The 26184-nt window shown below is 63.9% G+C and carries 26 protein-coding genes; 9 read left to right on the top strand and 17 right to left on the bottom strand.

Annotation, left to right across the window (positions count from 1 at the left end):
- Positions 1-12: 12 nt before the first annotated feature.
- Genes hutU through hutI form a run of 4 tightly spaced genes read right to left on the bottom strand, consistent with a single transcriptional unit; the run spans position 13 to position 5217 of the window.
- Positions 13-1680, bottom strand: coding sequence for a urocanate hydratase (gene hutU / locus A3722_RS11835; RefSeq protein WP_067628522.1), 1668 nt, complete (start codon positions 1678-1680; stop codon positions 13-15).
- Positions 1677-2477, bottom strand: coding sequence for an N-formylglutamate deformylase (hutG, locus tag A3722_RS11830; protein WP_067628520.1), 801 nt, complete (start codon positions 2475-2477; stop codon positions 1677-1679). The genes hutU and hutG overlap by 4 nt, the downstream gene beginning before the upstream one ends.
- Positions 2474-4012 carry a histidine ammonia-lyase gene (hutH, locus tag A3722_RS11825; RefSeq protein WP_067628518.1) on the bottom strand — a complete coding sequence of 513 codons (1539 nt, stop codon included), beginning with the start codon at positions 4010-4012 and terminating at the stop codon, positions 2474-2476. Before hutH ends, hutG begins: the two co-directional genes overlap by 4 nt.
- Positions 4009-5217 (bottom strand): imidazolonepropionase, encoded by a 1209-nt coding sequence (gene hutI / locus A3722_RS11820; RefSeq protein ID WP_067628515.1) that lies wholly within the window; start codon positions 5215-5217, stop codon positions 4009-4011. The genes hutH and hutI overlap by 4 nt, the downstream gene beginning before the upstream one ends.
- Positions 5218-5303: 86 nt before the next feature.
- On the opposite strand from hutI, the gene A3722_RS11815 reads away from it, so the two are divergent.
- The 4 genes from A3722_RS11815 to A3722_RS11800 all read left to right on the top strand — a co-directional run bounded on the left by A3722_RS11815 (position 5304) and on the right by A3722_RS11800 (position 9433).
- Positions 5304-6662, top strand: coding sequence for a formimidoylglutamate deiminase (locus A3722_RS11815; protein ID WP_082849465.1), 1359 nt, complete (start codon positions 5304-5306; stop codon positions 6660-6662).
- Positions 6663-6777: 115 nt separating this feature from the next.
- On the top strand, positions 6778-6996 hold the full coding sequence (locus A3722_RS11810; protein ID WP_067628509.1) for a hypothetical protein: 219 nt from the start codon (positions 6778-6780) through the stop codon (positions 6994-6996).
- A gap of 122 nt (positions 6997-7118) precedes the next feature.
- Positions 7119-8108: a glucokinase gene (locus A3722_RS11805; protein WP_067628507.1), complete on the top strand. Its 990-nt coding sequence runs from the start codon at positions 7119-7121 to the stop codon at positions 8106-8108.
- Between the two features lie 47 nt (positions 8109-8155).
- A complete protein-coding gene (locus tag A3722_RS11800; RefSeq protein WP_067916147.1) occupies positions 8156-9433 on the top strand; it encodes a glycerate kinase type-2 family protein in 1278 nt (425 codons plus the stop codon).
- Positions 9434-9450: 17 nt separating this feature from the next.
- Here A3722_RS11800 and A3722_RS11795 read toward each other — a convergent pair whose 3' ends face one another.
- The 6 genes from A3722_RS11795 to A3722_RS11770 all read right to left on the bottom strand — a co-directional run bounded on the left by A3722_RS11795 (position 9451) and on the right by A3722_RS11770 (position 15339).
- Complete coding sequence (locus tag A3722_RS11795) at positions 9451-10539, bottom strand: Zn-dependent alcohol dehydrogenase (RefSeq protein ID WP_067627049.1); 1089 nt, start codon at positions 10537-10539, stop codon at positions 9451-9453.
- Between the two features lie 72 nt (positions 10540-10611).
- On the bottom strand, positions 10612-11832 hold the full coding sequence (locus A3722_RS11790) for a TCR/Tet family MFS transporter (RefSeq protein ID WP_067916145.1): 1221 nt from the start codon (positions 11830-11832) through the stop codon (positions 10612-10614).
- Positions 11833-11952: 120 nt separating this feature from the next.
- On the bottom strand, positions 11953-12756 hold the full coding sequence (gene pcaD / locus A3722_RS11785; RefSeq protein WP_067624543.1) for a 3-oxoadipate enol-lactonase: 804 nt from the start codon (positions 12754-12756) through the stop codon (positions 11953-11955).
- 107 nt (positions 12757-12863) lie between these two features.
- Positions 12864-13835 (bottom strand): threonine ammonia-lyase, encoded by a 972-nt coding sequence (locus A3722_RS11780; RefSeq protein WP_067624546.1) that lies wholly within the window; start codon positions 13833-13835, stop codon positions 12864-12866.
- Positions 13832-14653, bottom strand: coding sequence for an alpha/beta fold hydrolase (locus A3722_RS11775; protein ID WP_067624549.1), 822 nt, complete (start codon positions 14651-14653; stop codon positions 13832-13834). Before A3722_RS11775 ends, A3722_RS11780 begins: the two co-directional genes overlap by 4 nt.
- On the bottom strand, positions 14653-15339 hold the full coding sequence (locus A3722_RS11770; protein ID WP_067624552.1) for a haloacid dehalogenase type II: 687 nt from the start codon (positions 15337-15339) through the stop codon (positions 14653-14655). The genes A3722_RS11775 and A3722_RS11770 overlap by 1 nt, the downstream gene beginning before the upstream one ends.
- Before the next feature lie 194 nt (positions 15340-15533).
- Here A3722_RS11770 and A3722_RS11765 point away from each other — a divergent pair, with 194 nt between their 5' ends.
- Both A3722_RS11765 and A3722_RS11760 read left to right on the top strand, forming a co-directional pair.
- Positions 15534-15962 (top strand): FKBP-type peptidyl-prolyl cis-trans isomerase, encoded by a 429-nt coding sequence (locus tag A3722_RS11765; protein WP_007120820.1) that lies wholly within the window; start codon positions 15534-15536, stop codon positions 15960-15962.
- Positions 15963-16070: 108 nt separating this feature from the next.
- Entirely contained in the window at positions 16071-17186 is a 1116-nt protein-coding gene (locus A3722_RS11760) for a THUMP domain-containing class I SAM-dependent RNA methyltransferase (RefSeq protein ID WP_067624555.1), read from the top strand.
- Positions 17187-17372: 186 nt separating this feature from the next.
- Here A3722_RS11760 and A3722_RS11755 read toward each other — a convergent pair whose 3' ends face one another.
- Both A3722_RS11755 and fabB read right to left on the bottom strand, forming a co-directional pair.
- Positions 17373-18164 carry an enoyl-ACP reductase FabI gene (locus tag A3722_RS11755; protein WP_067916143.1) on the bottom strand — a complete coding sequence of 264 codons (792 nt, stop codon included), beginning with the start codon at positions 18162-18164 and terminating at the stop codon, positions 17373-17375.
- Positions 18165-18173: 9 nt separating this feature from the next.
- Complete coding sequence (gene fabB / locus A3722_RS11750; RefSeq protein WP_067627316.1) at positions 18174-19403, bottom strand: beta-ketoacyl-ACP synthase I; 1230 nt, start codon at positions 19401-19403, stop codon at positions 18174-18176.
- 164 nt (positions 19404-19567) lie between these two features.
- Here fabB and A3722_RS11745 point away from each other — a divergent pair, with 164 nt between their 5' ends.
- Together A3722_RS11745 and A3722_RS11740 are read left to right on the top strand one after the other, a co-directional pair.
- Positions 19568-20947: an NAD-dependent succinate-semialdehyde dehydrogenase gene (locus A3722_RS11745; protein ID WP_067627314.1), complete on the top strand. Its 1380-nt coding sequence runs from the start codon at positions 19568-19570 to the stop codon at positions 20945-20947.
- Between the two features lie 67 nt (positions 20948-21014).
- Positions 21015-21617, top strand: a complete 603-nt coding sequence (locus tag A3722_RS11740; RefSeq protein ID WP_443068610.1) for an SDR family oxidoreductase — start codon at positions 21015-21017, stop codon at positions 21615-21617.
- 66 nt (positions 21618-21683) lie between these two features.
- Here A3722_RS11740 and fabA read toward each other — a convergent pair whose 3' ends face one another.
- Positions 21684-22193, bottom strand: a complete 510-nt coding sequence (gene fabA, locus A3722_RS11735; protein ID WP_067261401.1) for a bifunctional 3-hydroxydecanoyl-ACP dehydratase/trans-2-decenoyl-ACP isomerase — start codon at positions 22191-22193, stop codon at positions 21684-21686.
- Positions 22194-22356: 163 nt separating this feature from the next.
- Between fabA and irrA the strand changes: the two genes are divergently transcribed.
- On the top strand, positions 22357-22776 hold the full coding sequence (irrA, locus tag A3722_RS11730; protein WP_040701812.1) for an iron response transcriptional regulator IrrA: 420 nt from the start codon (positions 22357-22359) through the stop codon (positions 22774-22776).
- Between the two features lie 31 nt (positions 22777-22807).
- Here irrA and A3722_RS11725 read toward each other — a convergent pair whose 3' ends face one another.
- The 4 genes from A3722_RS11725 to A3722_RS11710 all read right to left on the bottom strand — a co-directional run bounded on the left by A3722_RS11725 (position 22808) and on the right by A3722_RS11710 (position 26084).
- Positions 22808-23425, bottom strand: coding sequence for a class I SAM-dependent methyltransferase (locus A3722_RS11725; RefSeq protein ID WP_067627313.1), 618 nt, complete (start codon positions 23423-23425; stop codon positions 22808-22810).
- A 1-nt stretch (position 23426) separates the two neighbouring features.
- Positions 23427-24206, bottom strand: a complete 780-nt coding sequence (pssA, locus tag A3722_RS11720) for a CDP-diacylglycerol--serine O-phosphatidyltransferase (RefSeq protein ID WP_067627311.1) — start codon at positions 24204-24206, stop codon at positions 23427-23429.
- Between the two features lie 10 nt (positions 24207-24216).
- Positions 24217-24909 carry a phosphatidylserine decarboxylase gene (locus A3722_RS11715; RefSeq protein WP_067627309.1) on the bottom strand — a complete coding sequence of 231 codons (693 nt, stop codon included), beginning with the start codon at positions 24907-24909 and terminating at the stop codon, positions 24217-24219.
- 305 nt (positions 24910-25214) lie between these two features.
- Positions 25215-26084 carry a hypothetical protein gene (locus tag A3722_RS11710; RefSeq protein ID WP_067627325.1) on the bottom strand — a complete coding sequence of 290 codons (870 nt, stop codon included), beginning with the start codon at positions 26082-26084 and terminating at the stop codon, positions 25215-25217.
- Positions 26085-26184 lie beyond the last annotated feature (100 nt).

Below are 26184 nucleotides of genomic sequence, written 5' to 3'. Positions count from 1 at the left end.
GGCACATGGCGTTCAAAGGATGCCCGGCAGGTTCAGTCCATGTTCGCGCGCGCAATCGAGCGCCTCGTCATAGCCCGCATCCGCATGGCGCATCACACCCGTCGCCGGATCGTTCCACAGCACCCGTTCGATACGGCGGTCAGCGTCCTCGGATCCGTCACAACAGATCACCATGCCGGAGTGCTGCGAGAATCCCATGCCGACCCCGCCACCGTGGTGCAGCGACACCCAAGTGGCCCCTGAGGCGGTGTTCAAAAGCGCATTCAGCAGCGGCCAATCCGACACAGCGTCAGAACCGTCCCTCATCGCCTCCGTCTCGCGGTTGGGCGAGGCGACGGACCCGCTGTCGAGATGGTCGCGGCCAATCACCACCGGCGCGCTCAGCTCGCCATTTCGGACCATCTCATTGAAGGCCAGCCCCAGCCTGTGGCGCACACCCAGACCCACCCAGCAGATCCGTGCGGGCAGACCTTGGAAGGAAATACGCTCGCGGGCCATGTCGAGCCAGTTGTGCAGGTGCGTAACTTCGGAGAGGATTTCTTTCACCTTGGCATCGGTCTTGTAAATATCCTCCGGATCGCCTGACAGCGCCGCCCAGCGGAACGGCCCCACGCCCCGGCAGAACAGCGGACGAATGTAGGCGGGGACAAAGCCGGGGAAATCAAAGGCGTTGTCTAACCCTTCTTCCAGCGCCATCTGGCGGATGTTGTTGCCATAGTCGACCGTGGGGATGCCCGCGGCATGGAAATCGACCATCGCCTTGACCTGCACCTTCATCGAGGCGCGGGCGGCTTTTTCAACCGCTTTGGGATCGCTCTCGCGTTTCTCGCGCCATTCGCCCATCGTCCAGCCCTGCGGCAGATAGCCGTTTACCGGGTCATGGGCCGAGGTCTGGTCGGTCACGATATCTGGGCGGACCCCGCGTTTCACCAGTTCGGGGAAGACATCGGCGGCATTGCCCAGGAGGGCCACGGATTTCGCCTCGCCCGCTGCGGTCCAGCGGTCGATCATCGCCAGCGCCTCATCAAGGCTGTCGGTCTTTTCGTCGACGTAGCGGGTGCGCAGGCGGAAATCGATGCTGTCGGGGTTGCACTCGACCGCCAGACAGCAGGCCCCGGCCATGACAGCCGCCAAGGGCTGCGCGCCGCCCATGCCGCCAAGCCCGCCGGTGAGGATCCATTTGCCGGTCAGATCGCCGCCATAATGCTGGCGGCCCGCCTCGACAAATGTCTCATAGGTGCCCTGCACGATGCCTTGGGAGCCGATGTAGATCCACGAGCCTGCGGTCATCTGGCCGTACATCGCCAGACCCTTTTTATCGAGCTCGTTGAAGTGGTCCCAATTCGCCCAATGCGGCACGAGGTTGGAGTTGGCGATCAGCACGCGCGGGGCGTCTTTGTGGGTCTTGAATACACCGACAGGCTTGCCCGATTGCACCAGCAGCGTTTGGTCGTCTTCGAGCGCGCGGAGCGAGGCGACGATTTGGTCATAGTCCTTCCACGTCCGTGCCGCACGGCCGATGCCACCATAGACGACCAGCTCATGCGGGTTCTCGGCCACGTCTGGGTGCAGGTTGTTCATCAGCATCCGCAGGGGCGCTTCGGTGAGCCAGCTTTTGGCCGAAAGCTCGGTGCCTGTCGCGGGATAGACGTCACGGGTGTTCTTGCGCGGATCGCTCATGATGTGCCTTTCAGGGTAGGGGCCAGGACGGCCAGAGTTGTCAGGATGTCCGTCAGGTGCCCGCGCAGCCGCGCGGCTTTGTCGGGGTCATAGGGCCAAGGTGGGGCTTCTGTGTCGAGGTAGCTGCTCTGCGCCAGTTCCATCTGGATTGCGTGAAGCCCTTCGGCGGGGCGGCCATAGTGCCGGGTGGTCCAGCCGCCTTTGAAGCGCCCGTTGATGACAGAGGTATAGCCGGGGGCGGCGGCGCAGATATCCGCGACGGCGGCTTCGATCTCAGGCGCGCAGGTGGTGCCGAGGTTCGTGCCGATGTTGAAATCGGGCAAGGGGCCGTCAAAGAGGAAGGGGATCAGCGAGCGGATGGAGTGACAGTCATAGAGGATCGCGACCCCGTGCAGGTCGCGCACGCGGGCCAGTTCCGCCTCGAGCGCCGCGTGATAGGGCGCGTGGAATGCTTGGCGGCGGGCCTCAACTTCGGCTTCGTCGGGCGGGGTGGTCCAAATGTCTTGGCCATCGAAATCCGTCAGCGGCACCAGCCCGGTGGTGTTCTGACCGGGGTAGAGCGATGCGCCCGAAGGGTCGCGGTTGGCGTCGATCACATAGCGGTGGAAGGTCGCGCGCACGGTGGTCGCGCCGGGCAGCAACCCTTGGTAAAGTCGATGAATATGCCAGTCGGTGTCCGCCAGTTCGCGCCCGCGCGGGTTCAGATCGCGGCGCACCGTGTCGGGCAGATCGGTGCCGGTATGCGGCAGGCCAAGCACGATGGGGCTGTCGCCGCGGGTGATCTCTACGGGGGTCACGCGGAAAGCTCCGGCATGTCGAGGGCAGCGGCGCGGGTGATCTCGCCCTCGGCCACCATCCGCGCGGCCCGTTCCAGATCGGGGGCGAGGTAACGGTCCTCATCCAGCGTCGCGACATCCTTGCGCACCCGTGTCACCACCCGCTGCAGGGTCTCGCTGGAGGCCAGCGGCGCGCGGAAGTCGATGCCTTGTGCCGCGCAGAGCAGCTCGACCCCCAAGATACGGTTGAGGTTCTCGATCATCTGCCCCAACCGCCGCGCGCCATGGGCGGCCATGCTAACGTGGTCCTCTTGGTTGGCCGAAGTCGGCGTGCTGTCGGTGACGCAAGGATTGGCGAGGTGTTTGTTCTCGCTCATCAGCGCGGCGGTGGTGACTTCGGCGATCATATAGCCGCTGTTGAGGCCGGGGTTTGGCGTGAGGAAGGGCGGCAGGTTGAAGCTGAGCACCGGGTCCACGATCAACGCCACGCGGCGCTGCGCGATGGCTCCGATTTCGGCCACGGCCAGTGCGATCATATCGGCGGCAAAACCCACCGGTTCGGCATGGAAATTCCCGCCTGAAACGATCAGGTCCGCGCCGACCAGCACCAGCGGGTTGTCGGTGGCGGCGTTGGCTTCGACCTCAAGCGTGCGGGCGGCCATGCGCAGCACATCCATCGCGGCCCCGGTCACCTGCGGCTGGCAGCGGATGCAGTAGGGGTCTTGCACGCGGGCGTCATTCACCACGTGGCTCTCGCGGATTTCCGAGCCGTTGAGCAGGGCACGCATCGTCTCGCCCGCTTCGATCTGGCCGCGATGTCCGCGTAGGGCATGGATCTCCGGTTGTAGGGGCGCGGTGGAGCCCATGATCGCGTCCGTCGACAGGGCCGAGATCACCAACGCCGAGTTTGCCGCCCGCCATGCGTCAAACAGCCCCGCCAGCGCGAAGGCGGTCGAAAACTGCGTGCCGTTGATCAAGGCCAGCCCTTCTTTCGGGCCGAACTCCAGCGGGGTGAGACCAGCGGCGGCCAGTGCTGCGCCGCCCGGCATGACGCGGCCCTCGAACTCCGCCTCGCCGTGGCCCATCATCGCGGCGGCCATATGGGCCAAGGGGGCCAGATCGCCTGAGGCACCGACCGATCCTTGCGCCGGGATCACCGGGGTCACGCCACGCTCCAGCATGGCTTCGATCAGATCGACGACCTCAAGCCGCACGCCTGAGGCGCCGCGCCCAAGGCTCAGCAGTTTGAGCGCCATCAAGAGCCGCGCATGGCCGCGCGGGATCGCCGGGCCGACGCCGCAGCAATGCGACAGGATCAGGTTGCGTTGCAGGGTGGCCGTGTCATCTGAGGCGATCTTGACCGAGGCGAGCTTGCCGAAACCGGTGTTCACGCCGTAGACGGCATCCGCGCCCGCCACCGCTTTGGCAATGCGCGCGTGGGCCAGTTCAATCGCTGGGCGGCAGGCGGGGTCAAGCTTTACCGCGGCCTCTTCGCGGTAGATGCGGGCCAGATCGTCCAAGGTGGCCGCGCCGGGGGTGAGGGTCAGGGTGGTCACGGTTGGCCTCCGAAAATGCGAGAGTGAAGCGGGTTGAAGCCGATGCGATAGGCAAGCTCGGCAGGGTGTTTGATATCCCAAACGGCGAGGTCGGCGCGCAGGCCGGGGCGGATCATGCCGCAGCCGCCCAGCCCAAGCGCGCGGGCGGCGTGCTGCGTGGCGCCGCGCAGCGCCTCTTCGGGGGTCATGCGGAACAGGGTGCAGCCCATGTTGAGCGTCAGCAGCAGGGAGTTCAGCGGCGACGATCCGGGGTTGATATCCGTCGCCAGCGCCATCGGCACTCTGTGTTTGCGCAGCAGGTCAATCGGGGGCGCTTGGGTTTCGCGCAGGGTATAGAACGCACCGGGGAGGATGACGGCAACGGTGCCCGCCTTGGCCATCGCTTTCACGCCGTCCGCGTCGAGGTATTCGATATGATCCGCCGAGAGCGCGCCATAGGAGGCTGCGAGTTTCGCGCCGCCTAAGTTCGACAGTTGCTCGGCATGGAGTTTCACCGGCAGCCCCAATTCCCGCGCTACGTCAAAGACCCGCGCGATCTGGGCAGGCTGAAAGGCGATGCCCTCGCAGAATCCATCGACCGCATCGACCAGCCCCTCGGCATGGGCGGCGCGTAGGGCGGGGATGCAGACTTCGTCGATATAGGCGTCAGCGCGGCCTGCGTATTCGGCTGGCACGGCGTGCGCGCCGAGGAAGGTCGTCCGCACCCGGATCGGGCGCTGCCCGCCCACGGCGCGTGCGGTGCGGAGCATGCGCAGCTCGGTGTCGATATCCAGACCGTAACCGGATTTGATCTCGATCCCCGTGACGCCTTCGGCGATCAACACATCGACGCGGCGCAGGGCATCCGCCAGCAGATCGGCATCACTGGCGGCGCGGGTGGCGGTGACGGTTGAGACGATGCCGCCCCCGGCGCGGGCGACTTCTTCGTAGGTGGCTCCTTCAAGGCGCATCTCAAACTCGCGCGCGCGGTCGCCGCCGTGGACGATATGGGTGTGGCAGTCGATCAGACCGGGGGTGACGAGGCGGTGGCCCAGTGATTCTGTCGGCTGGTGGCGGTAGGCCCGTGGCAGGTCAAGGCGCGGGCCGACCCATGCGATCTGGCTTCCGGCAATCGCAATCGCTGCATTCTCAATCATTCCATAGGGTTCTGCGCCGTCCAAGGTCGCGGCGGTGAGGTCGATCAAAACTCGGTCGTGCTCTTCCATCTCTATCGCCCCCTCCTGAGGTTTTACTTTTCTAACGCGGTTTTAATTGTTATATGTCTATACATAAAAAACCGAAAGGCCGTCAAATGATTTTCGCAAAACACGCAAGACTGCCGCAGGGCTGGGCGCGGGACGTTCGGATTACGGTGGCAAAGGGCCGCATCACGGCGGTGCAGACCGGACAAACGCCGCATCCTGACGACAGCCGCGTCGATACCCTGCTGCCTGCGCTGGCCAACCTGCACAGCCACAGCTTTCAACGCGCCATGGCCGGGATGACCGAGGCGCGCATGGCTGGCAAAGACAGTTTCTGGACGTGGCGCGATCTGATGTATCGCTTCACCGCCCATCTCACGCCCGCGCATATTGAGGCCATCACCGCTTTTGTTTTCCTTGAGATGCAAGAGGCGGGTTTTGCCAGCGTGGGCGAGTTTCATTACCTGCATCACCAGCCCGACGGCACGCCCTATGATGATCTGGGTGAGCTTTCGGCCCGGATCGTGGCGGCGGCGGCGGAGACGGGGATCGGGCTAACGCATTTGCCGGTGCTCTATACCTACGGCGGCGCGGGGCAGGTGCCCTTGCACGCGGGGCAGGCGCGTTTTGGCAATGGGGTGGCGCAGTTCAATGCGCTGGTGGAGCGGGCGAAACGGGCGGTGGATGATCTCCCCCCAGACTGCCGTGTGGGCATCGCGCCGCATTCGCTGCGCGCCACAGCCCCGGCGGAACTGGCCGAGGTGCTGGCCGCGCATCCCGAGGTGTCGACTCATATCCACATCGCCGAACAGCCCAAGGAAGTCGCAGACGTCTCGGACTGGCTCGGCGCGCGGCCGGTAGACTGGTTGCTGGCGAACGCTGAGGTGACCGAGAACTGGTGCCTGATCCATGCGACCCATATGACCGAAGCAGAGACGGCGGCCTTGGCCCGGACCGGCGCGGTGGCGGGGCTCTGCTCGGTGACAGAGGCGAATTTGGGGGATGGGCCGTTCAACGGGCCGGGGTACCTTGCTGCCGGGGGGCGGTTTGGCATTGGGTCGGATTCCAACGTGCTGATCTCATTGACCGAAGAGTTGCGCACTTTGGAGTATTCCCAACGCCTGCGCGATCTGGCGCGCAACGTGATGGTGCCGGGCGAAGGCTCGGTCGGGGAGACGCTGTATACCGGGGCCGCGCGCGGCGGTGCGCAGGCGCTTGGCCGGGGAGCGGGCGAGATTGCAGTGGGCGCATGGGCCGATCTGATGGCGATCGACAGCCAAGACCCGGCACTTTGTGCGCTGCGGCCCGCGCAACTGCTCGACGGTCTGGTCTTTGCCGCGAAGGATCATGTTGTGACGGATCTGTGGTCAGCGGGCCGGCATGCGGTGACGGGCGGGCGGCACCGGCAGCGTGACCGGATCGTGGCGGGCTACCGGCGTGCCATGGCAGAGTTGACGGCGCTTTTGTGAAACCTTCCAGCTTCCGGGAACTTTGCCGCGGCCTGCCGGGTTTGCCCCCTAACAAGGGCCGCGCGCGGCGTGGTGTTGCGCGGCATAGCCCGAAGCCAGCGAAAGGGAGCGGATCATGAGTCCACCAGACACAAATCTGAAAAAGCAGGAAAGCCGTCACAAATGGCCGCTGATCGGAATGGCGATTGTCGTGATCTTTGGCATCGGCATCATTGTCTTTTGGACGGGCGAGGAAGTCGCCACCGCCCCCGGCACCGAAGACGAGGTCATCGTCGACGAGGGCACCGCGATTGAGGGCGATGATACGGCGACCGTGCCTGTCGCACCCGATTGACCCCCAGCCAACTGCGTTGACCGCCAAGACCCGGAAGCCTTTGCTTCCGGGTTTTTTGTTGTTTGCCTTGGTCGCGCGGGCGGGCCATCTTGCACCGGTAACAAGGGAATTGGGGCAGACATATGTGGTATCTTGTAGGGGACATTGGCGGCACCAACCTGCGGCTTGCGGCGGTGGACCCGGCAGGCGCGGTGGTGCGGCGCTGCACGCATCGCACCGATGGGCTGACCACATTGCCAGACGCCTGTGCGGCGCTTTGTAGCGAGATGCGCGGCGCGCCCGAGGGGGTCGCGATGGCGGTGGCCGGGGTGGTTGTCGACGGGCAGGTGCGCATGACCAACGCCGCGCGCAGCATCTCGCGCGATGATCTGGCCCGGGCCTGCGATGTGGCGCCCGGCAAGGTACTGCTGCTCAATGATTTCGAGGCGGCGGCCTGGTCCTTGGCCACGCTGGACGCGGCAAAGGTGAGCTTTCTTCAGGGCGGCCCTGCGCCGCAACCGGGCGCGCGGGTGATTGTCGGGCCGGGAACGGGCTTGGGCGTGGGGTCTTTGGTCTGGCAAGGGGCGCGGCCCACGGCGGTGCCGGGCGAAGGCGGGCATCTGCGGCTGACCCCTCATAGCGCGGAGGAAGTGGCCTATTTTGAAGCCCTGATCGCGCTTTGGCCCGAGGTCCAGATGGGCGACGCGCTTGCGGTAGAGGCCGAGGCGATCCTGTCGGGCACCGGCATCCCCTATTGGTACCGCGCCATCGCAACCGCCCGCGGCGAGGCGGCGCATCTGGAGGGGGCGGCGGCGATCTTTGCCGCGGCCAAGGCTGGGGAGGACACGAGTGCCTGCCGGGCGGTGGTCTTGATGGCGCGATACCTCGGCGGGGTCGCGGGGGACTTGGGTTTGGTCTTGGGCGCGCGCGGTGGGGTTTTCATCACGGGGGGCGTGGCGCAGCAGAACCCTTGGATGTTGGATGAGGCCTTCCTCGCTGCCTTCAACGCGGGCGGGCGGCACAGCAAATGGCGCGCGGCGCTGCCCTTGGGCCTGTGCAATGACCCCGATTTTGGCCTGATGGGTGCGCGCAACTGTCTGTTTGTGCAGCACGATCGCCCCCTGCCGGATTGACAGCAGGCAGCGGGCCGCCATGATCGCCACAGCAGCCGGAGTGCCCTATGTCCAACCTCAATGATCCGAAACGCCAGTTCTTGGCCAACCTGTTCGACACCGCCGTCGCCGCCGCCGATCCGCGGCTGATCTTGAAAGACAGGCTGCCGCCGCCCCCCAAGGGCCGAACGGTGGTGATCGGCGCAGGCAAAGGGGCGGCGCAATTGGCGCAGGCGTTCGAGGCGCTTTGGCCGCATCCCTATGACGGTGTCGTGGTCACCCGCTATGGCTATGGCGCGCCCTGCCAGCGCATCAAGGTGTTGGAGGCCGCCCATCCGGTGCCAGATCAGGCCGGGATCGAGGCCGCCCGCGCCTTGCAGGATGCGCTGCGCGGGCTGGGGCCGGAGGATCAAGTGATCGCGCTAATCTGCGGCGGCGGGTCATCGCTTTTGCCCGCCCCACCCGAGGGGCTGACGCTGGAGGATTTGCAGGCGTTGAATTCCGCGCTTCTGGCCTCAGGTGCACCGATCTCCGTGATGAATGACATCCGCAAGCAGTTTAGCACGGTGAACGGCGGGCGCCTGGCGGAACTGGCCTATCCCGCGCAGGTGGTGAGCCTTGTTGTCTCGGATGTGCCGGGGGATGATCCGGGGGCCGTGGCCTCTGGCCCTACGGTGCCGGGGCGGCGGGCCGCGGCGGAGGTTTTGCAGGAGGTAGCCGCGCGGGGGCTGGAACTGCCGCCCCGTTGCATGGCTTTTCTGCAAGAGGCCGCGCAGCAGCCTGCGCAAGACGCGCCCAGCAAGACGGCCACGCATGTTATTGCCTCTGCGGGTCTGTCCCTCACCGCGGCAGCCAAGGCGGCACAGGCGCGGGGGGTCACCGCATGGATACTGTCGGACGCGATCGAAGGCGAGGCGCGCGAGGTGGCGCTGGTGCATGCCGCGCTCGCCCGGCAGGCGCAAGAGAGTGGTTTCCCGCATCCCGCGCCGCTGGTCCTGCTCTCAGGCGGAGAGACGACGGTCACCCTCCGCCACAAGGGGCGCGGCGGGCGCAACAGTGAATTCGCGCTGTCCTTGGCGCTGGCGCTCGACGGGCAAGAAGGTATTACCGCCTTGGCGGCGGACACCGACGGCATCGACGGGTCAGAGGATAACGCGGGCGCATTCGTCGCGCCGGGCACGGCGGGCGCGATGCGCGCGGCAGGGGTGGACCCACGCCGCGCCTTGCAACACAACGATGCCTACGGTGCGTTTGCGGCGGTAGACGCCCTGTTTCACACCGGCCCCACTGGGACCAATGTGAATGATTTCCGCGCCCTGCTGATCGGCGATCTACCCGAAAGCTGAGCCGGTTCTGGGTCCGCCTAGGTGCGGTCGAAGATAATCACGTTGCGTTTCGCAGCGCCGGTCTTGGTGTCGGCAATCGCCTCGTTGATCTGATCCAGCCGCCAGCGCCCGGAGATCAGGCTGTCGAGTTGCAAGCGGCCCTGAAGGTAAAGGTCAACCATCCACGGGATATCGCGCTGGATCACCACGTCGCCCATTTTGGAGCCGACCATGCCTTGCCCCAAGGCGGCAAGGACCACCGGCTCATAGCTGGCCTCGGCTCCGCTGTGGGGCATGCCGACCATGATCACCCGGCCCCCGGCCGCAAGGTAGCGCGGCGCGGTTTCATAGGCGGGGATCGCCCCCACGGTGACGATCACGGCATCCGCCCCGCGCCCCATGGCCTTGGAGGCCGCGCGCCACGGTTTTTCCTCGGTCGCGAGCACGGTGTCGGTCGCGCCGAATTCGCGGGCGATGGCGAGCTTTTCTTCGGTCATGTCCACCGCCACGATCCGCCGTGCGCCCGCGATGCGCGCCCCTTGGATGGCATTAAGGCCGACCCCGCCCGCGCCGATCACCACCACATCTTGGCCTGCGCGCAGGCCCGCTGCATTGACCACGGCACCCACGCCGGTGATCACGCCGCAGGCGATCAGACAGGCGGCGTCTTTGGGGATGTCATGCGAGATTTTCACGGCCTGCGAGCGATCGACCACCACTTTTTCGGCGAAACCGCCGGTGTTCATGGCTTGAAAAAGCGGCGCCCCCTCTGCGGTCTGAAGCGGCCCTTCGGGCGCCTGCGGTGTTTCGCAGATCGTCGGCTGACCCGAGGCGCAGTTGGGGCAGCTGCCGCAGGCGCGGATCAGGGTGACCACCACGCTGTCGCCCTCGACCAGCCCCTGTACATTCGGCCCCACGGCGCTGACCCGGCCTGCGGCCTCGTGCCCATAGACGGCGGGCAGGGTGCCGCCCCAGCCGCCTTCGGCAAACAGGATGTCGGAATGGCAGATCGCCACGGCATCCAAAGTCACTTCGACCTCGCCCGATTGCGGTGCCTGCAGGCGGATGTCTTCGACGCTCAGCGGGCTGTCAAAGGCATGGCAGACGGCGGCTTTGATGGTTTGCAATGGCCTGTCCCTTTCACTTGGTTTTCGCCAGCCTGACGCGGAAGGGCCGGTGGCGCAAGGCGGGGAATGGGCCTAATGCGGCGAAGTGCCGGTTTGTGACGTGAGGGGAGGGCGGCTGGCAAAGAGCACCAGCCCGCCGAGGGTCAGAAACAGCGCCAGCAGGAAGGGCGCGCCGGGCAGGTAAAGCGCGGTGTCAGGCGCCGTGAAATAGGCAAAGACCGCCGTCATCGTCAGTGGCGAGAGGATCATCGCCAGCGCGGTGGAGGAACTGAGCGCGCCGTGCAGCTCGCCTTGGGCATCGGCGCTGACGCGGGCGGACATGATGCCTTGAAGCGCCGGCGGGATGACCCCGGCAAGGGCGGCAAGCGGGGTCATGATCAGCGCCCAAGTGCCTGAGGTCAGCACGGTCAGCGCAGCAAAGGCGGCAAGGGCAAAGACATGGCCCAAGATCACCGTGGCGCGCGCGCCCAAGCGGCGGATCACGGGTCCGATCAGCGCACCTTGGACAAGGGCCATCAGCACGCCAAAAAGACCCAGCGACAGGCCGATCATCGTAGGGGACCAGCCAAACCGCTCGACCCCGAAATAGGCCCAAACCGCCGGATAGGCGGCAAAACCCACGTGGTAGATAAAATAGACCGCCAGAAGCCTGCCGATCTCGGGCAGGCAGCCAAGGGCACGCAGCGCACCTAGCGGATTGGCCCGTCGCCAGTCAAAGGCGCGGCGCTGCGTCTGGGGCAGGGTTTCGCGCAGCACGGCCCAGCCGAGGGCCGCATTGCCCGCCGCCAGCACCGCTGCCGCCCAAAACGGCGCGCGGGTGCCATATTCGCCCAAGATGCCGCCCATCAGCGGCCCCAGAACAAAGCCCGCGCCAAAGGCCGCGCCGATCAGCCCGAAACGCGCCGCGCGGTCCTGCGCCGGAGAGATGTCGGCCATATAGGCCGAGGCCGTGGCGTGGGTTGCCGCCGTTACACCGCCCACCAGCCGCCCGATCAGCAGCAGCCAGACACTGCCCGCCAGGGCCATGACGCCGTAATCAACCGTCATCACGACCAGCGCCAGCAGCAAGACCGGACGGCGGCCAAAACGGTCGGACAGCCCGCCCAGAACCGGGCCGAAGAGGAATTGCATCGCGGCAAATCCCGTGGCCAGCACGCCGCCCCAAAGGGCCGCATCACTCAGCCCCCCGCCGCGCACTTCGCGGATCAGGTCGGGCATCACGGGCAGGATCAGACCGACGCCCATGGCATCGATCATCACCGTCACAAGGATAAAGATCAGTGGCAGCGGCATTCGGTCAGATCTGGTCCGCGCAGGGGGCGAAGGCAAGGGTGGACGTCGCGATAGGGCGCGAATGCGGCAGGCGTTGCGGGCGCATGGCCCGCTTGCCGCCAGAGACACCTGCCGCCACGCTCAGCCCTGTGCCTTCGGGATATGCCCGACACTGGCAAGAAAATCGTTTAGCGTATCAGCGTATTCCTGCGGCTGCTCCACACAGGGCAGGTGCCCCGCGCGGCGGATCAGTTTAAATTTCGAGGCCGGGATCAGGTCGATCAACTCGCGCACCAGATCGGGCGGGGTGGAGCCGTCTTCCGACCCTGCGATGCCGAGCGCGGGCAGGCGCAGGCCGGAGGTGGGGGTCATGAAATCGCTGTGCGAGATCGCCGCCGAACAGCCCGCATAGCCCGCGTCCGGCTGGCGGGTGAGCATGTTGCGCCAGAGCGCCATTTCCGGCGTGGCGCGGAATTGTGGGGAGAACCAGCGCTCCATCACCGCATCGGCAAGGCTTTCGATGCCGCCCTGTTCCACGGCGCCGATGCGCGTGTCCCAGATGTCGCGGTTGCCGATCTTGGTGGCGGTGTTGCTCAGCACCAGCGCGCGGATCAGGTCGAGCCGTTTCACCGCCTGCCCCTGCGCGATCATGCCGCCGATCGAGAGCCCGACGAAGACGCAGTTGCGCACCTGCAGGTGATCGAGCAGCCGTTCGGTATCGGTAATGAGCGACCCCATCGAATAGGGCGCGGGCGGGCAGGATGAGAGGCCATGGCCGCGTTTATCAAAACGGATGATGCGCAGACCGGGGGCGAGTAGTGGCAGAATGGGATCCCACAGGCGCATATCGGTGCCGAGCGAATTGGCAAAGACCACAGGCGCGCCGTCTTCGGGGCCATCGACGCGGTAGTGAAGTTGGACGTCACCTGTGTCGAATATCTGCATGGGTGGTCTCCTGTGAGCGGCGGTGGTGGTCAGCATATCGCGCGTGGGGCGAAGGTCAAAGGCGGGACAGATCAAAAATGCCCCCTAGGCCGGCGCTGCCCTTGTCTTTACCCCAACGTCTGCAGCGCCCGCGCGAACATATCCGCATCCACATTCCCGCCAGAGATGGTGACGATCACACCGTCGCCCTCAATCTCAGCCCCACGGAACAGTGCCGCCGCCAGCGCCACGGCACCGCCCGGCTCGGCCACGACCTTCAGCCGGTTGAAGGCATGGCCCATCGCCTGCAGCGCCTCGTCGTCGCTCACCACCAGCCCCGGCCCGACAAGCCGTTGCATGATCGGAAAGGTCAGCTCGCCCGGCGCGGGTGTGACGATGGCGTCGCAGATTGATCCCAAGGCGCTCGGGTTCTGCTCGATCTTGCCAGAAGCCAGCGACCGGGCCGCATCGTCAAAGCCTTCCGGCTCTGCCGGGCGCACGCGAAAGCCGGGGGCCTCGGCCTCCAACGCCAAGGCGATGCCCGAGGTCAGGCCACCGCCGCCGCAGCAGACGATGACTTCGGCAGAGTTGATCCCCGCCTCGGCTGCCTGCTGCGCAATCTCCAGCCCCGTGGTGCCTTGGCCCGCGATCACCTGCGGATTGTCGTAAGGTTTGATCAGCGTCAGGCCGCGTTCTTCGGCCAGTTGCGCGCCGATCTCTTCGCGGCTCTCATTCGCGCGGTCATAGAGCACGACCTCGGCCCCATAGGCGCGGGTGTTGGCTATTTTCAGGCGCGGGCTGTCTTTGGGCATGATGATCACGGCGGGGGCACCATGCATTTTCGACGCCAGCGCCACGCCCTGCGCGTGGTTGCCGCTGGAATAGGCGATGACACCCTTCGCCCGCGCGTCAGGATCCAGCGATGACAGCGCCGACCACGCACCGCGAAACTTGAAACTGCCGGTATGTTGCAAGCACTCTGGCTTGACCCAAATGCGACGGCCCGCGATTTCGTCCAGAAAGGGCGAGTTCAACAGGGGCGTGCGGCGCACATGGCCCTCTGCGCGGGCGGCGGCGGCGCGGATCATGTCGATATTCATTGCAGTTGTCCTATCCATTCGTGGAGCGCGGCCCGCGCCTCGGGTTCGTCGAGAAACGGCACATGGCCGCGATCCGGCACTTCGGCCACGATCATATCCGGCCGCCGCGCCTGCATTTGCATCAGCGTTTCGCGGCTGAGCAGGGTCGAATTGGCCCCCCGGATCGCCGCGAGCGGCATGCCCTGGAGCGCGTCGAAAAACGGCCAGAGGTCGGGCGTCGGCTGCCCCGCTGTGGCGATGGCATCGCGCAAATGCGGGTCATAGGTGATTTTCAGCCCGTGTTCGGTCGCCGTGTAATGGCGCTGCACCTCTTCCAGCCAACGGCTTTCCGGCACGCCGCGAAATTCGGGAAAGGCCCGGGCCATGGCGGCGGCGGCCTCTTCATAGGTCTTGGCGGCGGGGTTGCGGCCCAGATAGCCCATGATGAACTCGACGCCCTTGGCGTCAAGCTCGGGCCCGACATCATTCAGCGCCACGCCCAGAAGGTGGTCATGGGCGATCATCGCCAGCCCCATGGCATTGAGCCCGCCGCGCGAGGTGCCGATGATGGCGACCTGCTCCAACTCCAGATGCGCCAGCAGTTCCAGCACGTCGCGGCATTCAACTGGAAGTGTGTAATTCTTCCAATTCTTGTCGAAATCCGAACGCCCTCGGCCCCGGTAATCCATGCGGATCAGGCGGTGATCGGCCAAATGTGGGGCGAGGTAGTCGAAATCCGCGCCGGTGCGGGTGAGGCCCGCAAGGCAGAGGATCGGCAGGCCGGAGCCTTCGTCCGTGTAGTGAAGCGACAGCCCGTCGGAGGTGGTGAACCGCGCCATCAAAGCCCCGCCAATGCAGGGATGCCGCTGAGCTCACGCAGCTGATGCGCCGGTTTCCATGGCAGCTGGTCCACCGGATCGCCGCCCCGGTTTACCCATGCGGTGGTAAAACCATAGCCTGTCGCTGCTGCGGCATCCCAGCCGTTGGAGGAGACGAACAGCACTTCGTTTTTGGCGCAGCCGTAGTGCTGCCCGACAAGATCATAGACCGAAGCGTGCGGTTTGAAGACACCGACACTTTCGACCGAGAGCGACACATCCAAAAGGTCACTGATTCCCGCAGATTGCACCGCCCCGTCCAACATTGCGGGTGAGCCGTTCGACAGGATCGCGGTGTTCAGGCCGCCGTCTTGCAGCGCACGCAGCATGGCGGGAACTTCGGCAAAGGCCTGAAGCTCCCAATAAAGCGCCAACAGGCGCTCGCGCAGGGCAGGGTCGTCAGCGACGCCCATCTTCTCCAACGACCAGTCCAGACCATCTTGGGTGACCTGCCAGAAATCGTCATGCGCCCCGGTCACGGCGCGCAGCCATGAATACTGCAACTGCTTGAGACGCCAGTATTCTGCCAGTTGCGGCCAAGTGTCGGCGATGGCGGCAAAGGCGGGCTCCCGCGCGGCCTCGCGGGCGGCGGCGGCCACGTCGAACAGGGTTCCGTAAGCGTCGAAAACGCAGGTTGTGATGGGCATCTGACAGGCTCTCCCTTTCCGTGTCGCGGCAGAGTGGCACGGGGGCGCAGCGGCGGAAAGGGGCGAATTCCCCAATCGGCCAGGACTGGGGGTTTACTCTCGGGATCACAATCTTCATGCTGTCGCGGAATTTGGAGCACCCGCGCAGATACGCGGCCTCCTTCCCTTTTTCCCCTGACAAATTGGAGACAACAATGGCTGAGGTCAAATCCGGCGACACAGTACAGATTCACTATACCGGCACGCTGCAGGACGGCACCACATTTGATAGCTCTGAGGGTCGTGACCCGTTGGAGTTCGTTGTGGGTTCGGGTCAGATCATCCCCGGCCTCGACAGCGCATTGCCCGGCATGGCCGAAGGCGACAAGAAGGTCGTTCAGGTGCCCAGCGAAGAAGCTTATGGCCCGGTGAACCCTGAGATGCGCCAGTCGGTGCCGCGCGAAGGTATCCCGGCGGATATCCCGCTTGATCCCGGTACGCAGTTGCAGATGCAGACCCCCGAAGGTCAGGCGCTGCCCGTGACCGTGGTGGAAGTAGACGAGACCACCGTGACCCTCGACGCCAACCACCCGCTGGCAGGCAAAGACCTGCAGTTCGACATCGAACTGGTCAAAATCGCCTAAGCGATCTGACACTGCCTGCCGGGGGGATGTCTCTCCGGCGGGCCTACAAGGCGCGATGCGCGTCTTTTTCCCCTCGCACCGCAGCGCGCAGGCGCTTATGCAGGGGGCATGGATACCCCAGATACATTCGAGATTTTCCTTGTCTGCCCGCCCGGGCTTGAGGATTTGCTCTGCGCCGAGGCGCAGGAAAAAGGTTTTGTCGAAGCGCAGGCGCAGCCCGGCGGCGTGACGGTTCAGGGCGGCTGGCCCGAGGTCTGGCGCGCGAACCTAGAGCTGCGCGGCGCGGGCCGGGTGCTAGCGCGGATCGGCGGGTTTATGGCCTTCCATCTGGCGCAGTTGGACAAGCGCTGCCGCAAGTTTCCCTTTGGTGACGTGCTGCGTGCCGATGTGCCGGTGAAGGTGCAGGTGACGTGCAAGGCGTCGAAGATTTACCATGCCGGGGCGGCGCAGCAGCGGGTCGAGACGGCGCTGCGCGAAAGCCATGGGATCACGGTGGATTCCGAGGCAGCACTGGTGCTCAAGGTGCGCATCCATGACAACGCGGTGCAATTCAGCCTCGATACCTCTGGCGAGGCGCTGCACAAACGCGGGCATAAAGAGGCCGTAGGCAAGGCGCCGATGCGCGAGAATATGGCGGCGCTGATGCTGCGGTCTTGCGGCTATGTGCCGGGCGAACCGGTGCTCGACCCGATGTGCGGCTCAGGGACGTTTCTGATCGAAGCGGCGGAGATCGCGGCGGGGGTGAAGCCGGGACGCAGCCGGAGCTTTGCCTTTGAGGACTTGGCGAGTTTTGATGCTGGAGCTTGGGAAGAGATGCTTAGCGGTGGGGCAGTGGCCGAACCTGCGGCGCGGTTCTACGGCTCGGATCGGGACGCAGGCGCGATCCGGATGAGCACGGCCAACGCCGAGCGTGCGGGTGTTGGTGCGTGGTGTCATTTTGCTTGTCATGGGGCAGGGGAAGTGCAGCCCCCCGAGGGATCACCCGGTCTGGTGATCGTGAACCCGCCTTACGGAGGGCGGATCGGGAATAAGAAGCTGCTTTATCCTTTGTATGGGACGCTGGGCGAGACGCTGAAGACGCGGTTCCGCGGTTGGCGTGTGGGGCTGGTAACGTCAGAGCCGCCCTTGGCGCGGGCGACAGGGCTGCCGTGGAAGCCGCAGGGGCCGGCGATTGCGCATGGTGGGATGAAAATTTGGCTCTGGCAGACGGATGTGCTGCGGTAGAACCTACCACCTGAGCACGGAATCAAGCCGCAGGCGCCGGGCCATCGCCTGCCCGTCCCGGCGGGCAGGCGATTTGGTGAGGCTAGGCGCGACTTGGCGAAGTCACGTCACGGCTGAACCATAAAGTGGCAAGGTCCAGCCGTTGCATCGCCGACCCGCGGGCAGGCGATGGCCCTCAGTGCGTGTTTAAAGATGATCCGCCTGCGGCATCCCCAACACGTGGAACCCGCCATCGACGCGAATGATCTCGCCCGTTGTGCAAGCCCCCGCATCAGACGCCAGATAGACCGCCGTGCCACCCACAGCTTCCAGCGTCGCATTGGACCGCAACGGCGCGTTCTGATCCGTGTGCTTATACGTCTTGCGCGCGCCACCGATGGCAGCCCCCGCCAGCGTCTTCATCGGCCCCGGCGAAATCGCGTTCACACGGATCCCCTCAGGCCCCAGATCATTTGCCAGATAGCGCGTGGCGCTTTCCAACGCCGCCTTGGCCACACCCATCACATTGTAGTTCGGCGTCACGCGGTTCGACCCCATGTAGGTCAACGTCATCAACGTGCCGCCATTCTCCACCATCAACGGATGCGCGCGGCGCGCCACGTCGATGAAGGAATAGGCCGAGATGTCCATCGAGTTCTTGAAGTTCGCCCGGCTGGTGTTCAGGAACCGCCCCGTCAACTCGGATTTGTCCGAGAAAGCAATGGCATGCACGACGAAGTCAATCGTCGGCCAGCGCGCGCCCAGCTCATCAAAGGCGCGGTCGAGCGAGGCGTCATCGGTCACATCGACATCGACCATGAAGTCCGACCCGACACTCTGGGTCAGCGGCTCAAGACGCTTGCCAAAGGCTTCGCCCTGATAGGTGAAGGCCAGTTCGGCCCCGGCTTCGGCCATCGCCTTGGCGATGCCCCAAGCGATGGAGCGTTCGTTGGCCACACCCATGATGAGGCCGCGTTTTCCTGCAAGCAATCCTGACATAACGCGCCCTCAGCCTTTGTATTTCGACAGGATCATCGACCCATTGGTGCCACCAAAGCCGAAGGAGTTGGTCATCACGGAATCGAGCCCCGCATTGTCCACCCGCGCCAGCGCGATTTCCGACGGATCAAGCGCCGGATCGAGGTTTTGCACGTTGATCGACCGGGCGATGAAATCGTTGTCGAGCATCAGAAGCGAGAAGATCGCCTCCAAGGCGCCCGCCGCGCCCTGCGCGTGACCGGTCATTGACTTGGTGGAACTCACCGGCGGCGTGCTGCCTTTGCCGAAGACCCGGCGCACCGCTTCGATCTCACCCACGTCGCCGACGGGGGTCGAGGTGCCATGGGCGTTGATGTAGCCCACCTTGCGGCCCTCAGGCAGTGTCTCAAGCGCCAGACGCATCGCGCGCTCGCCGCCTTCACCGCTGGGCGCAACCATGTCGTGGCCGTCGCTGGTGGCGGCATAGCCGGTCACTTCGGCATAGATTTTCGCACCGCGCGCCAGCGCGTGGTCGAGGTCTTCAAGCACGAGCATGCCGCCGCCGCCGGAGATCACGAAACCATCGCGGTCCGCGTCAAAAGCGCGGCTCGCTGTTTCGGGCGCGTCGTTGTATTTGGAGGACATCGCGCCCATCGCGTCAAAGAGGCACGACAGCGTCCAGTCCAACTCTTCGCCGCCACCGGCAAACATCACGTCTTGCTTGCCCAGCATGATCTGCTCGGCCGCGTTGCCGATGCAATGCAGCGAGGTGGAGCAGGCGGAGGTGATGGAATAGTTAATGCCCTTGATCTTAAAGGCGGTCGAGAGGTTCGCGCTGACGGTCGAAGACATGCATTTCGGCACGGCAAAGGGCCCGATGCGCTTGGTCGCCCCGGTGTCTTTCACGATGTTATGCGCGGTGAACATGGCGCTGGTCGACGGCCCGCCAGAGCCTGCCACCAGACCGGTGCGCGGGTTGCTGATCAGGCTTTCGTCCAGACCCGCATCCGCAATCGCTTGGGACATGGCGACATAGGCATAACCCGCGCCCGGCCCCATGAAGCGCAGGGTGCGCTTGTCGATGTGATCGGCCAGATTGATCTTGAGCGTGCCGGCGACGCGGCTGCGGAACCCGTGTTCGGCCATCTCCGGGCTTGCTTCGATCCCGGAGGTGCCGTCCTTCAGCGCGGCAAGCACTTCTTCGGCGTTGTTTCCGATGGATGAGACAATTCCCAACCCTGTGACGACGACGCGGCGCATGGGCAGCACTCCTTTGTTTTATCAGCCCCGGTGTATGACAGCACGGCGGGACGGCGCAAGCGGTTTGCCAAAACCACCTGCGCAGAAGTTGCCGGTCAAGGTTCTGTGATGGAACGCGCAAGGGATGGGCGGTGTTTGCCCAGCGAGACATAGAGGAGAACAGAATGCCCGAGATCAAGACGGTAAACCCCGCCACCGAAGAGGTACTGAGCACCTACAACGTCATGTCAGAAGCCGAGGCGATCCGCGCGGTCGAAGCCACGCATGAGGCCTTTAAGGACTGGCGCAAGCTCTCCCATGATGAGCGCGCGCCCTATCTGAAAAAGATTGCCGAAAAGCTGCGCGATAATAAAGAGGAACTGGCCGAGTTGATGACCCGCGAGGTTGGTAAGCTCTATCAAGACAGCCTTGACGAAGTTGACCTCTGCGCCGCGATCTTCGACTGGACCGCCGATGCGGGCCCGGAAAAGCTCAAGGACGAGACCCGCGAGTTGATGGATGGCAAGAAAAACGGCGTGGTGACCTATCAGCCGATAGGCGTGATCTATTCGGTCCAGCCTTGGAACTTCCCCTTTTACCAGCCGGTCCGCGTTTTGGCGGCAAACCTGATGGCAGGCAATGGTAACGTCCTGAAACATGCCCAGATTTGTACCGGCAGCGCGCTGCGTCTTAAGGAAATTTGCGAAGAAGCGGGCCTGCCGAAAGACCTGTTTAACGTCGTTATCATCGACCATGACACCAGCGACAAGCTGATCGCCCATGATCTGGTGCGCGGCGTGACCATGACAGGCTCTGACAAGGCGGGCAGCCACATTGGGTCGCTGGCGGCAAAGCATCTCAAGAAATCGGTGCTGGAGCTGGGCTCGAACGATGCCTTCATCGTGTTGGATGACGCGGATATCGACACGGCGGTGAAATTCTCTGCTGCTGGTCGGATTTACAACAACGGCCAGACCTGCATCTCGGCGAAGCGCTTTATCGTGACCGACAAAAACTACGATGCCTTCGTGAAAGCTTTTGTCGAGCAGATGAAATCGATCGAGATGGGCGACCCGATGGACAAGAGCACCGGCCTTGGCCCGCTGTCGAGCCAAGAGCAGTTCGAAACCGTGCGCGATCAGGTTAAGGAAAGCGTCGAAAAGGGCTGCGAACTGCTCTGCGGTGGCGAAGTGCCTGATCGTACCGGTGCCTACTATCCATCGACCGTGTTGGGCAATGTGAAGCCCGGCTCGCCCGCCTATGACGATGAAATCTTCGGCCCTGTCGCCTCGGTGATCCGCGCGAAGGACGATGAAGATGCGATGCGCATTGCCAATGACAGCCGCTATGGTCTTGGCGGCGGTATCTTCTCGAAAGACGAAGACCGCGCGTTGGAGTTGGCCCGAGCCGAGTTTGACACCGGGATGATCCGGATCAACGGTTTTGGTTTGGCGGATCCGAACATGCCCTTCGGCGGGGTCAAGAACTCCGGTTATGGACGGGAACATGGCGGTTTTGGCATGAGCGAATTTGTCAACGCCAAGGCGATTTTTCTGCCGTCCTAAATGGCAATGGGCGGGCGGTGCTGCATGCCGCTCGCCGATTTGAACGATAGATTGCAAGAGGTTCTAGATGACTATGAAAGTACTTGTCGCCGGTGCGACCGGCAAAACCGGGCGTTTGCTCGTCAGTGAATTGAAAGACCGAGGAGCCGAGCCCATCGCGCTGGTGCGCGACGGCTCAGACACGTCGGTTTTGCCTGAGGGCACCGAGCAGCGGAAGGGTGATTTGACCAATCTGCAGGCGGGCGTCTGTGATGGCGTCGATGTGGTGGTCTTTGCTGCCGGGTCTGGCGGTAGCACAGGGCCAGAGATGACCGAGAAGGTCGACCGCGAGGGCGCGCAACATCTGGTCGATCTGGCGCGCGAGGCCGATGTTGAGCGTTTCGTCATGCTGAGCTCTGTCGGTGCCGACAATCCGCCGGAGGACAATGAGATGACCCATTACCTGAAGGCGAAGCAGGCAGCAGACGCGCACCTGCAAGCCTCTGGGTTGACCCATTCGATCCTGCGGCCTGTGGCGCTGACCGATGACCCCAAGACCAATGCGATCAATCTCGGCGAAGGTGTCGATCAGAAAGGCAAGGCACATCGCGCTGATGTCGCCGCCGTTTTGGCCGAGGCTGCAGTGACCGGGCGCCACGATGGCAAGGTGCAAGAGATGCAGACGCTCTGAACGGCTTATGCAAACTAAAAGGGGGCCACGCAGGCCCCCTTTTTCATATCGGAATGTCGCTTTGGCTCAGCTTTCGCTCAGCGCGACTTTCATGTCTTTCACCTGATAGATCACCTCGCCATCGGCTTCGACGATGCCATCGGCCACGCCCATGGTCAGGCGGCGGGTCTGGATCGCCTTGGTGAAATCAATCTTATAGGTCAGCATCTTGCGGTCCGGGCGCACCATGCCGGTCAGCTTCACTTCGCCAACCCCAAGCGCATAGCCGCGGCCCTGCCAGCCACGCCAGCCGAGGTTGAAACCGGTCAACTGCCACAGACCGTCAAGGCCCAGACAGCCGGGCATGATCGGGTTGCCGGGGAAGTGGCATTCGAAAAACCACAGGTCCGGGGTGATGTCGAATTCGGCGGTGATATGGCCTTTGCCATGGGCACCACCGTCGGCCGAGACATCGGTGATCCGGTCCATCATGAGCATCGGCGGGGCGGGAAGCTGTGCGTTCCCGGGGCCGAAAAGCTCACCGCGGGCGCATTTCAGCAGATCTTCCTTGTCGAAACTCGTGGGGTAGTCGGCCATCCTGCGGCTCTCCTGCTGCTCTGTTATAACACCGGCCCCGTTTAGCACCGCGTCACCGAGTGCTGCAAGGGCCGCGCAAGGGCGACTGCGACGATTGGCGCGAGGTTTTCAATTGAAAACCGGGGATTTCATCCTTTATATGGCTCTGAAAGGCAGGAAACTGATGTCCGAACAGGAACAAGAGGTCGGGACGCGCTGGCTGGCGCAGGCCGGACTACGCCCCACACGCCAACGTGTCACGCTGGCGAGCCTTCTGGTGGGCGATGGCCAAGATCGCCACGTTACCGCTGAAAGCCTGTTTGAGGCCGCAAAGGGGCAGGGCGAGGCTGTGTCGCTGGCCACGGTCTACAACACGCTGCGCGCCTTTTGTGATGCGGGGCTGTTACAGGAAGTGACCGTTGATGGCTCCAAAAGCTATTTCGACACCAACACCCACGACCACCCGCATTTTTTCTGGGAAGACGACAGCAAGCTGACCGACGCGCCGTCAGAGCAATTGGTGATCGCCCAGCTTCCCGATGCGCCAGAGGGGGCCGAAATTGCCTCGGTCGATGTGGTGATCCGCCTGCGCCGGAAATCCTGAACGGGCGGGGCACGCCCCGCCGCGTGAAAGATCAGCCGCGTTTGCGCAGCACCAGAAATGTCATCATGCCCATGGGCGGCAAGGCACGTTCGTCTTCGACCTGCAGCGCATCTTGTTGCAACACGGTTTCCATCTCGAAATCCGAATGCCAGCCAAGCGTATTGGCGAAAGGGGCGGAGACCTTCTCTAGGAAACCGAGTACGCCTGTCGTGCGCATGAAGTGGTTTGCGATCACCACCTGACCGCCTGGCTTTAACACGCGGGCAATCTCTTCCATGACACGTTCCGGCTCGGGCACGACCGAAAGGACATGCATGGCGGCGATGGTATCAAAGCTGGCGTCGGGGAAATCGAGGTCGCGGGCATCCATTTGGCGCAGGTCGGCTACGTGCTTTAGCCCCTCGCGAGTGACCCGCTGACGGGCTTTGGCGAGCATCTCGTCACTAAAATCAATGCCGGTGATCGATAGATGCGGCGCGTAGTGGGGCAGGGAGAGGCCCGTGCCAACGCCGACTTCCAGCACCGAGCCCGCGCCCTTGTTGATATGGGCGACCACATGGCGGCGACCACCGCTGGTCAGCGCGCCAAAGGTTTTGTCATAGATCGGCGCCCAGCGGGCATACGAAGTCTCGACCGCCTTGATATCCATCTTAAATCCTTTTGGTTTTATTCGTTTTCTTCGCCCGCAATAGGCCCCAGATCACCATGCCGATATAGGCCACACAGAGCACGACGAGCGTGGTCCATGCGTAGGTCGCGAGGGCGGCGGCGAAAATTGCCACGCCTACCAGCAGGTATTTCACATGCCGCCGCGAGATTTTGGTGGTCTTGAATGACCATGTCGGAATGCGGCTGATCATCAGAAAGCCGATCAGCACCATATGCGCGGCAATCATCCAATCCGGTACGATGGGCCGGTTGTGAAAGGCAAAAGAGGCGGTCATCGGCAGCAGCACCAACAAGGCACCGGCAGGTGAGGGGATGCCGGTAAAGAACGAGCCGCTTTCGCCCACCGCGTCGCCGTTCTTGGCCTTTTCGGCTTCGGCTTTGTCGTTCACGTTAAACCGCGCCAGTCGCACCACGCAGCAGACCGCATAGACCAGCACGGAAATCCACGCCGCGCTGCGCATGTCTTGCAACGCCCAGAAATAGAGGATCAGCGGCGGGGCCACCCCGAAGTTCAGAAAATCGGCCAGTGAATCCAGTTCCGCGCCCATCGGGCTGGAAGAACGCAAAAGCCGCGCGAGCCGTCCGTCCAACCCATCGAGCACACAGGCCAGCAGGATCAATTGCACCGCCAGCACATAGTTGCCCTGCACCCCAAATCGGATCGCCGAAAGCCCTGCGCAAATCGCGGTGATCGTCAGCGCATTGGGCAGGAGTTGGATCAGCGCAAGGTCTGCGCCGGTCTTTTCAGAAGGGGGGCGCATGGAGGCTTTCCTAAAGTGGGGCGGTGTCGATCACCGGTTGTTTCAACTCGGCCAGCACGGTTTCCCCGGCGACCATGGTCTGCCCAATGCGCACCATCGGGTCGACGCCTTCGGGCAAATAGACATCTAGCCGGGAGCCGAAGCGGATCAAGCCAAAGCGTTCGCCGGTTTCCAGCCCGTCGCCGGATTTGACAAAGCAAACGATACGCCGCGCCACAAGACCCGCAATCTGCACCACGGCCAGATCACGCCCATCGTCCATACGGATGCACAGGCTGTTGCGCTCATTGTCAGCGCTGGCCTTGTCGAGCGAGGCGTTGAAGAACTTGCCCGGGCGGTAGGCCACGGCCTGCACCTTGCCTGCAACGGGGGCGCGGTTGATGTGGCAGTTGAACACGCTCATGAAGACGCTGACGCGAGTCAGCGGCACATCCGGCATGCCCAGTTCGGCGGGCGGCACCGCAGGCTCGATGAGCGAGACGATGCCGTCGGCTGGGCTGACGATCAGGTCGGGCCTATCCGGCGTGACGCGCTCTGGGTCGCGGAAAAAGTAGTAGCACCAGATGGTGAGACCGACGCCGATCCAGCCCAGCACCTCTTCGATGGCGAAGAGCACCAGTGTGACGGCGGCGAAGATCGCCACGAATTTGATGCCCTCGCGGTGCATCGGCTTGATGAATGTGTCGAGCAAGTTGACGGACATCGGACCCTCCCGTTCAGGCTGTCTTCCGTCATAGGTACATGGCGGGTGAGTGCAAGGAGGTTTTGATCTTGGGGGCGGCATCGGCGGGTCGGTGCAGGGATCATGCTGAGGGTGTCGCCCTTCCTGGTGGGCGATGCGGACTCGTAGTGTGGGGCGGTCATTCTGGACCCTGACTGGTCCGACTGCCCAAACGTTGCAAGATCGCCCTCCGGGGGGAGGGAGGGCGATGCCCGGTGTGCCACCGGACGGGAGAGTTCGAATAGTTCGCGGCTCCAATCGGCGCCTTTAGAACTGGCGGGTCCCGCTCAAAACCACTGCCCCGGCTCCATCAGACCCAGATCCATCAGCTGCCGGGAATGCCACTCGAACGGCTCGGAATTCTGCCACTGGAATGTCGGAATACCATAGCGGCTGCCCGGATTGCTCTTCAGTGCCTTTGCCGTGCGGAAAGAGCAGACCGCCGCGGTGACATTGTGATGCCACGCGCAGGCGTAGGTATTGTATTCCTCGTCGTTGAACGTGTGATCGCCGCGCAGCAGCAGCCCCGGTTTGGCGCGAAACAGCGGGATACGGTCGATCTTGCGGCTCTGCACGGGGACGTGCTCTTCAAACCGCCAACGCAGCCCGCCAAAGAAATCAAGCTGCCGTTCCTTGGGATGCCCCTGCCGGACCGGATCCTTGCGCGCCAGCGCGTAATAGCCCGAGCGGTCAAGATGCGCCTGATCGAGTGAGACGGCATCGGGATGCCTTTGGAGGTCCAGCGCATAGAGGTCGACGACATAGGCCAGCATGGCATCGCGCCGCTCCTCTCCGTGAAAGGCCAGCAATTCCTTGACGTTGCGCGTCTCGCTGAAGGGGTGGAACAGATATTCGGCGTTGTAGCAGTAATAAAGCCATTGCCCCGGCACTGCGGCAATCATGCGGTTCACCGCCGCCTCCAGCGCGGCTTCGGCGGTGGTGTCATAGTCCACCCGCAGCACGCTGTCCTGTAAGTCGCGGGGCAGGTCAAAAGCGGGGGGCATCAGCGCCACCACACTGTCAAAGCCCGCTTGCTGGTGGTGGCGCAGGGTGGTGTCGACCTCGACCTCATCCTCGACCAAGATCATGGCGATGGGGCCTGCCTCCAGCGCCGGGCGGGCCTCTTTGATAAGATGATCTAGATCGCGATACCGCATAGGCCCCCGCTGGTATTTCCGTGCCGCAAGGTCGGTCAATTCCGGGTCCATTGCAAGACGCGGCCACCGCTGTTAGACGACGCCATCTGCCCGAAATCCG

Source organism: Sulfitobacter sp. HI0027 (genome assembly GCF_001634775.1).
GTDB lineage: Bacteria > Pseudomonadota > Alphaproteobacteria > Rhodobacterales > Rhodobacteraceae > Sulfitobacter.
The sequence above is the reverse complement of the archived record's forward strand: the minus strand, read 5'-3'. Positions and strand labels throughout refer to the sequence as shown.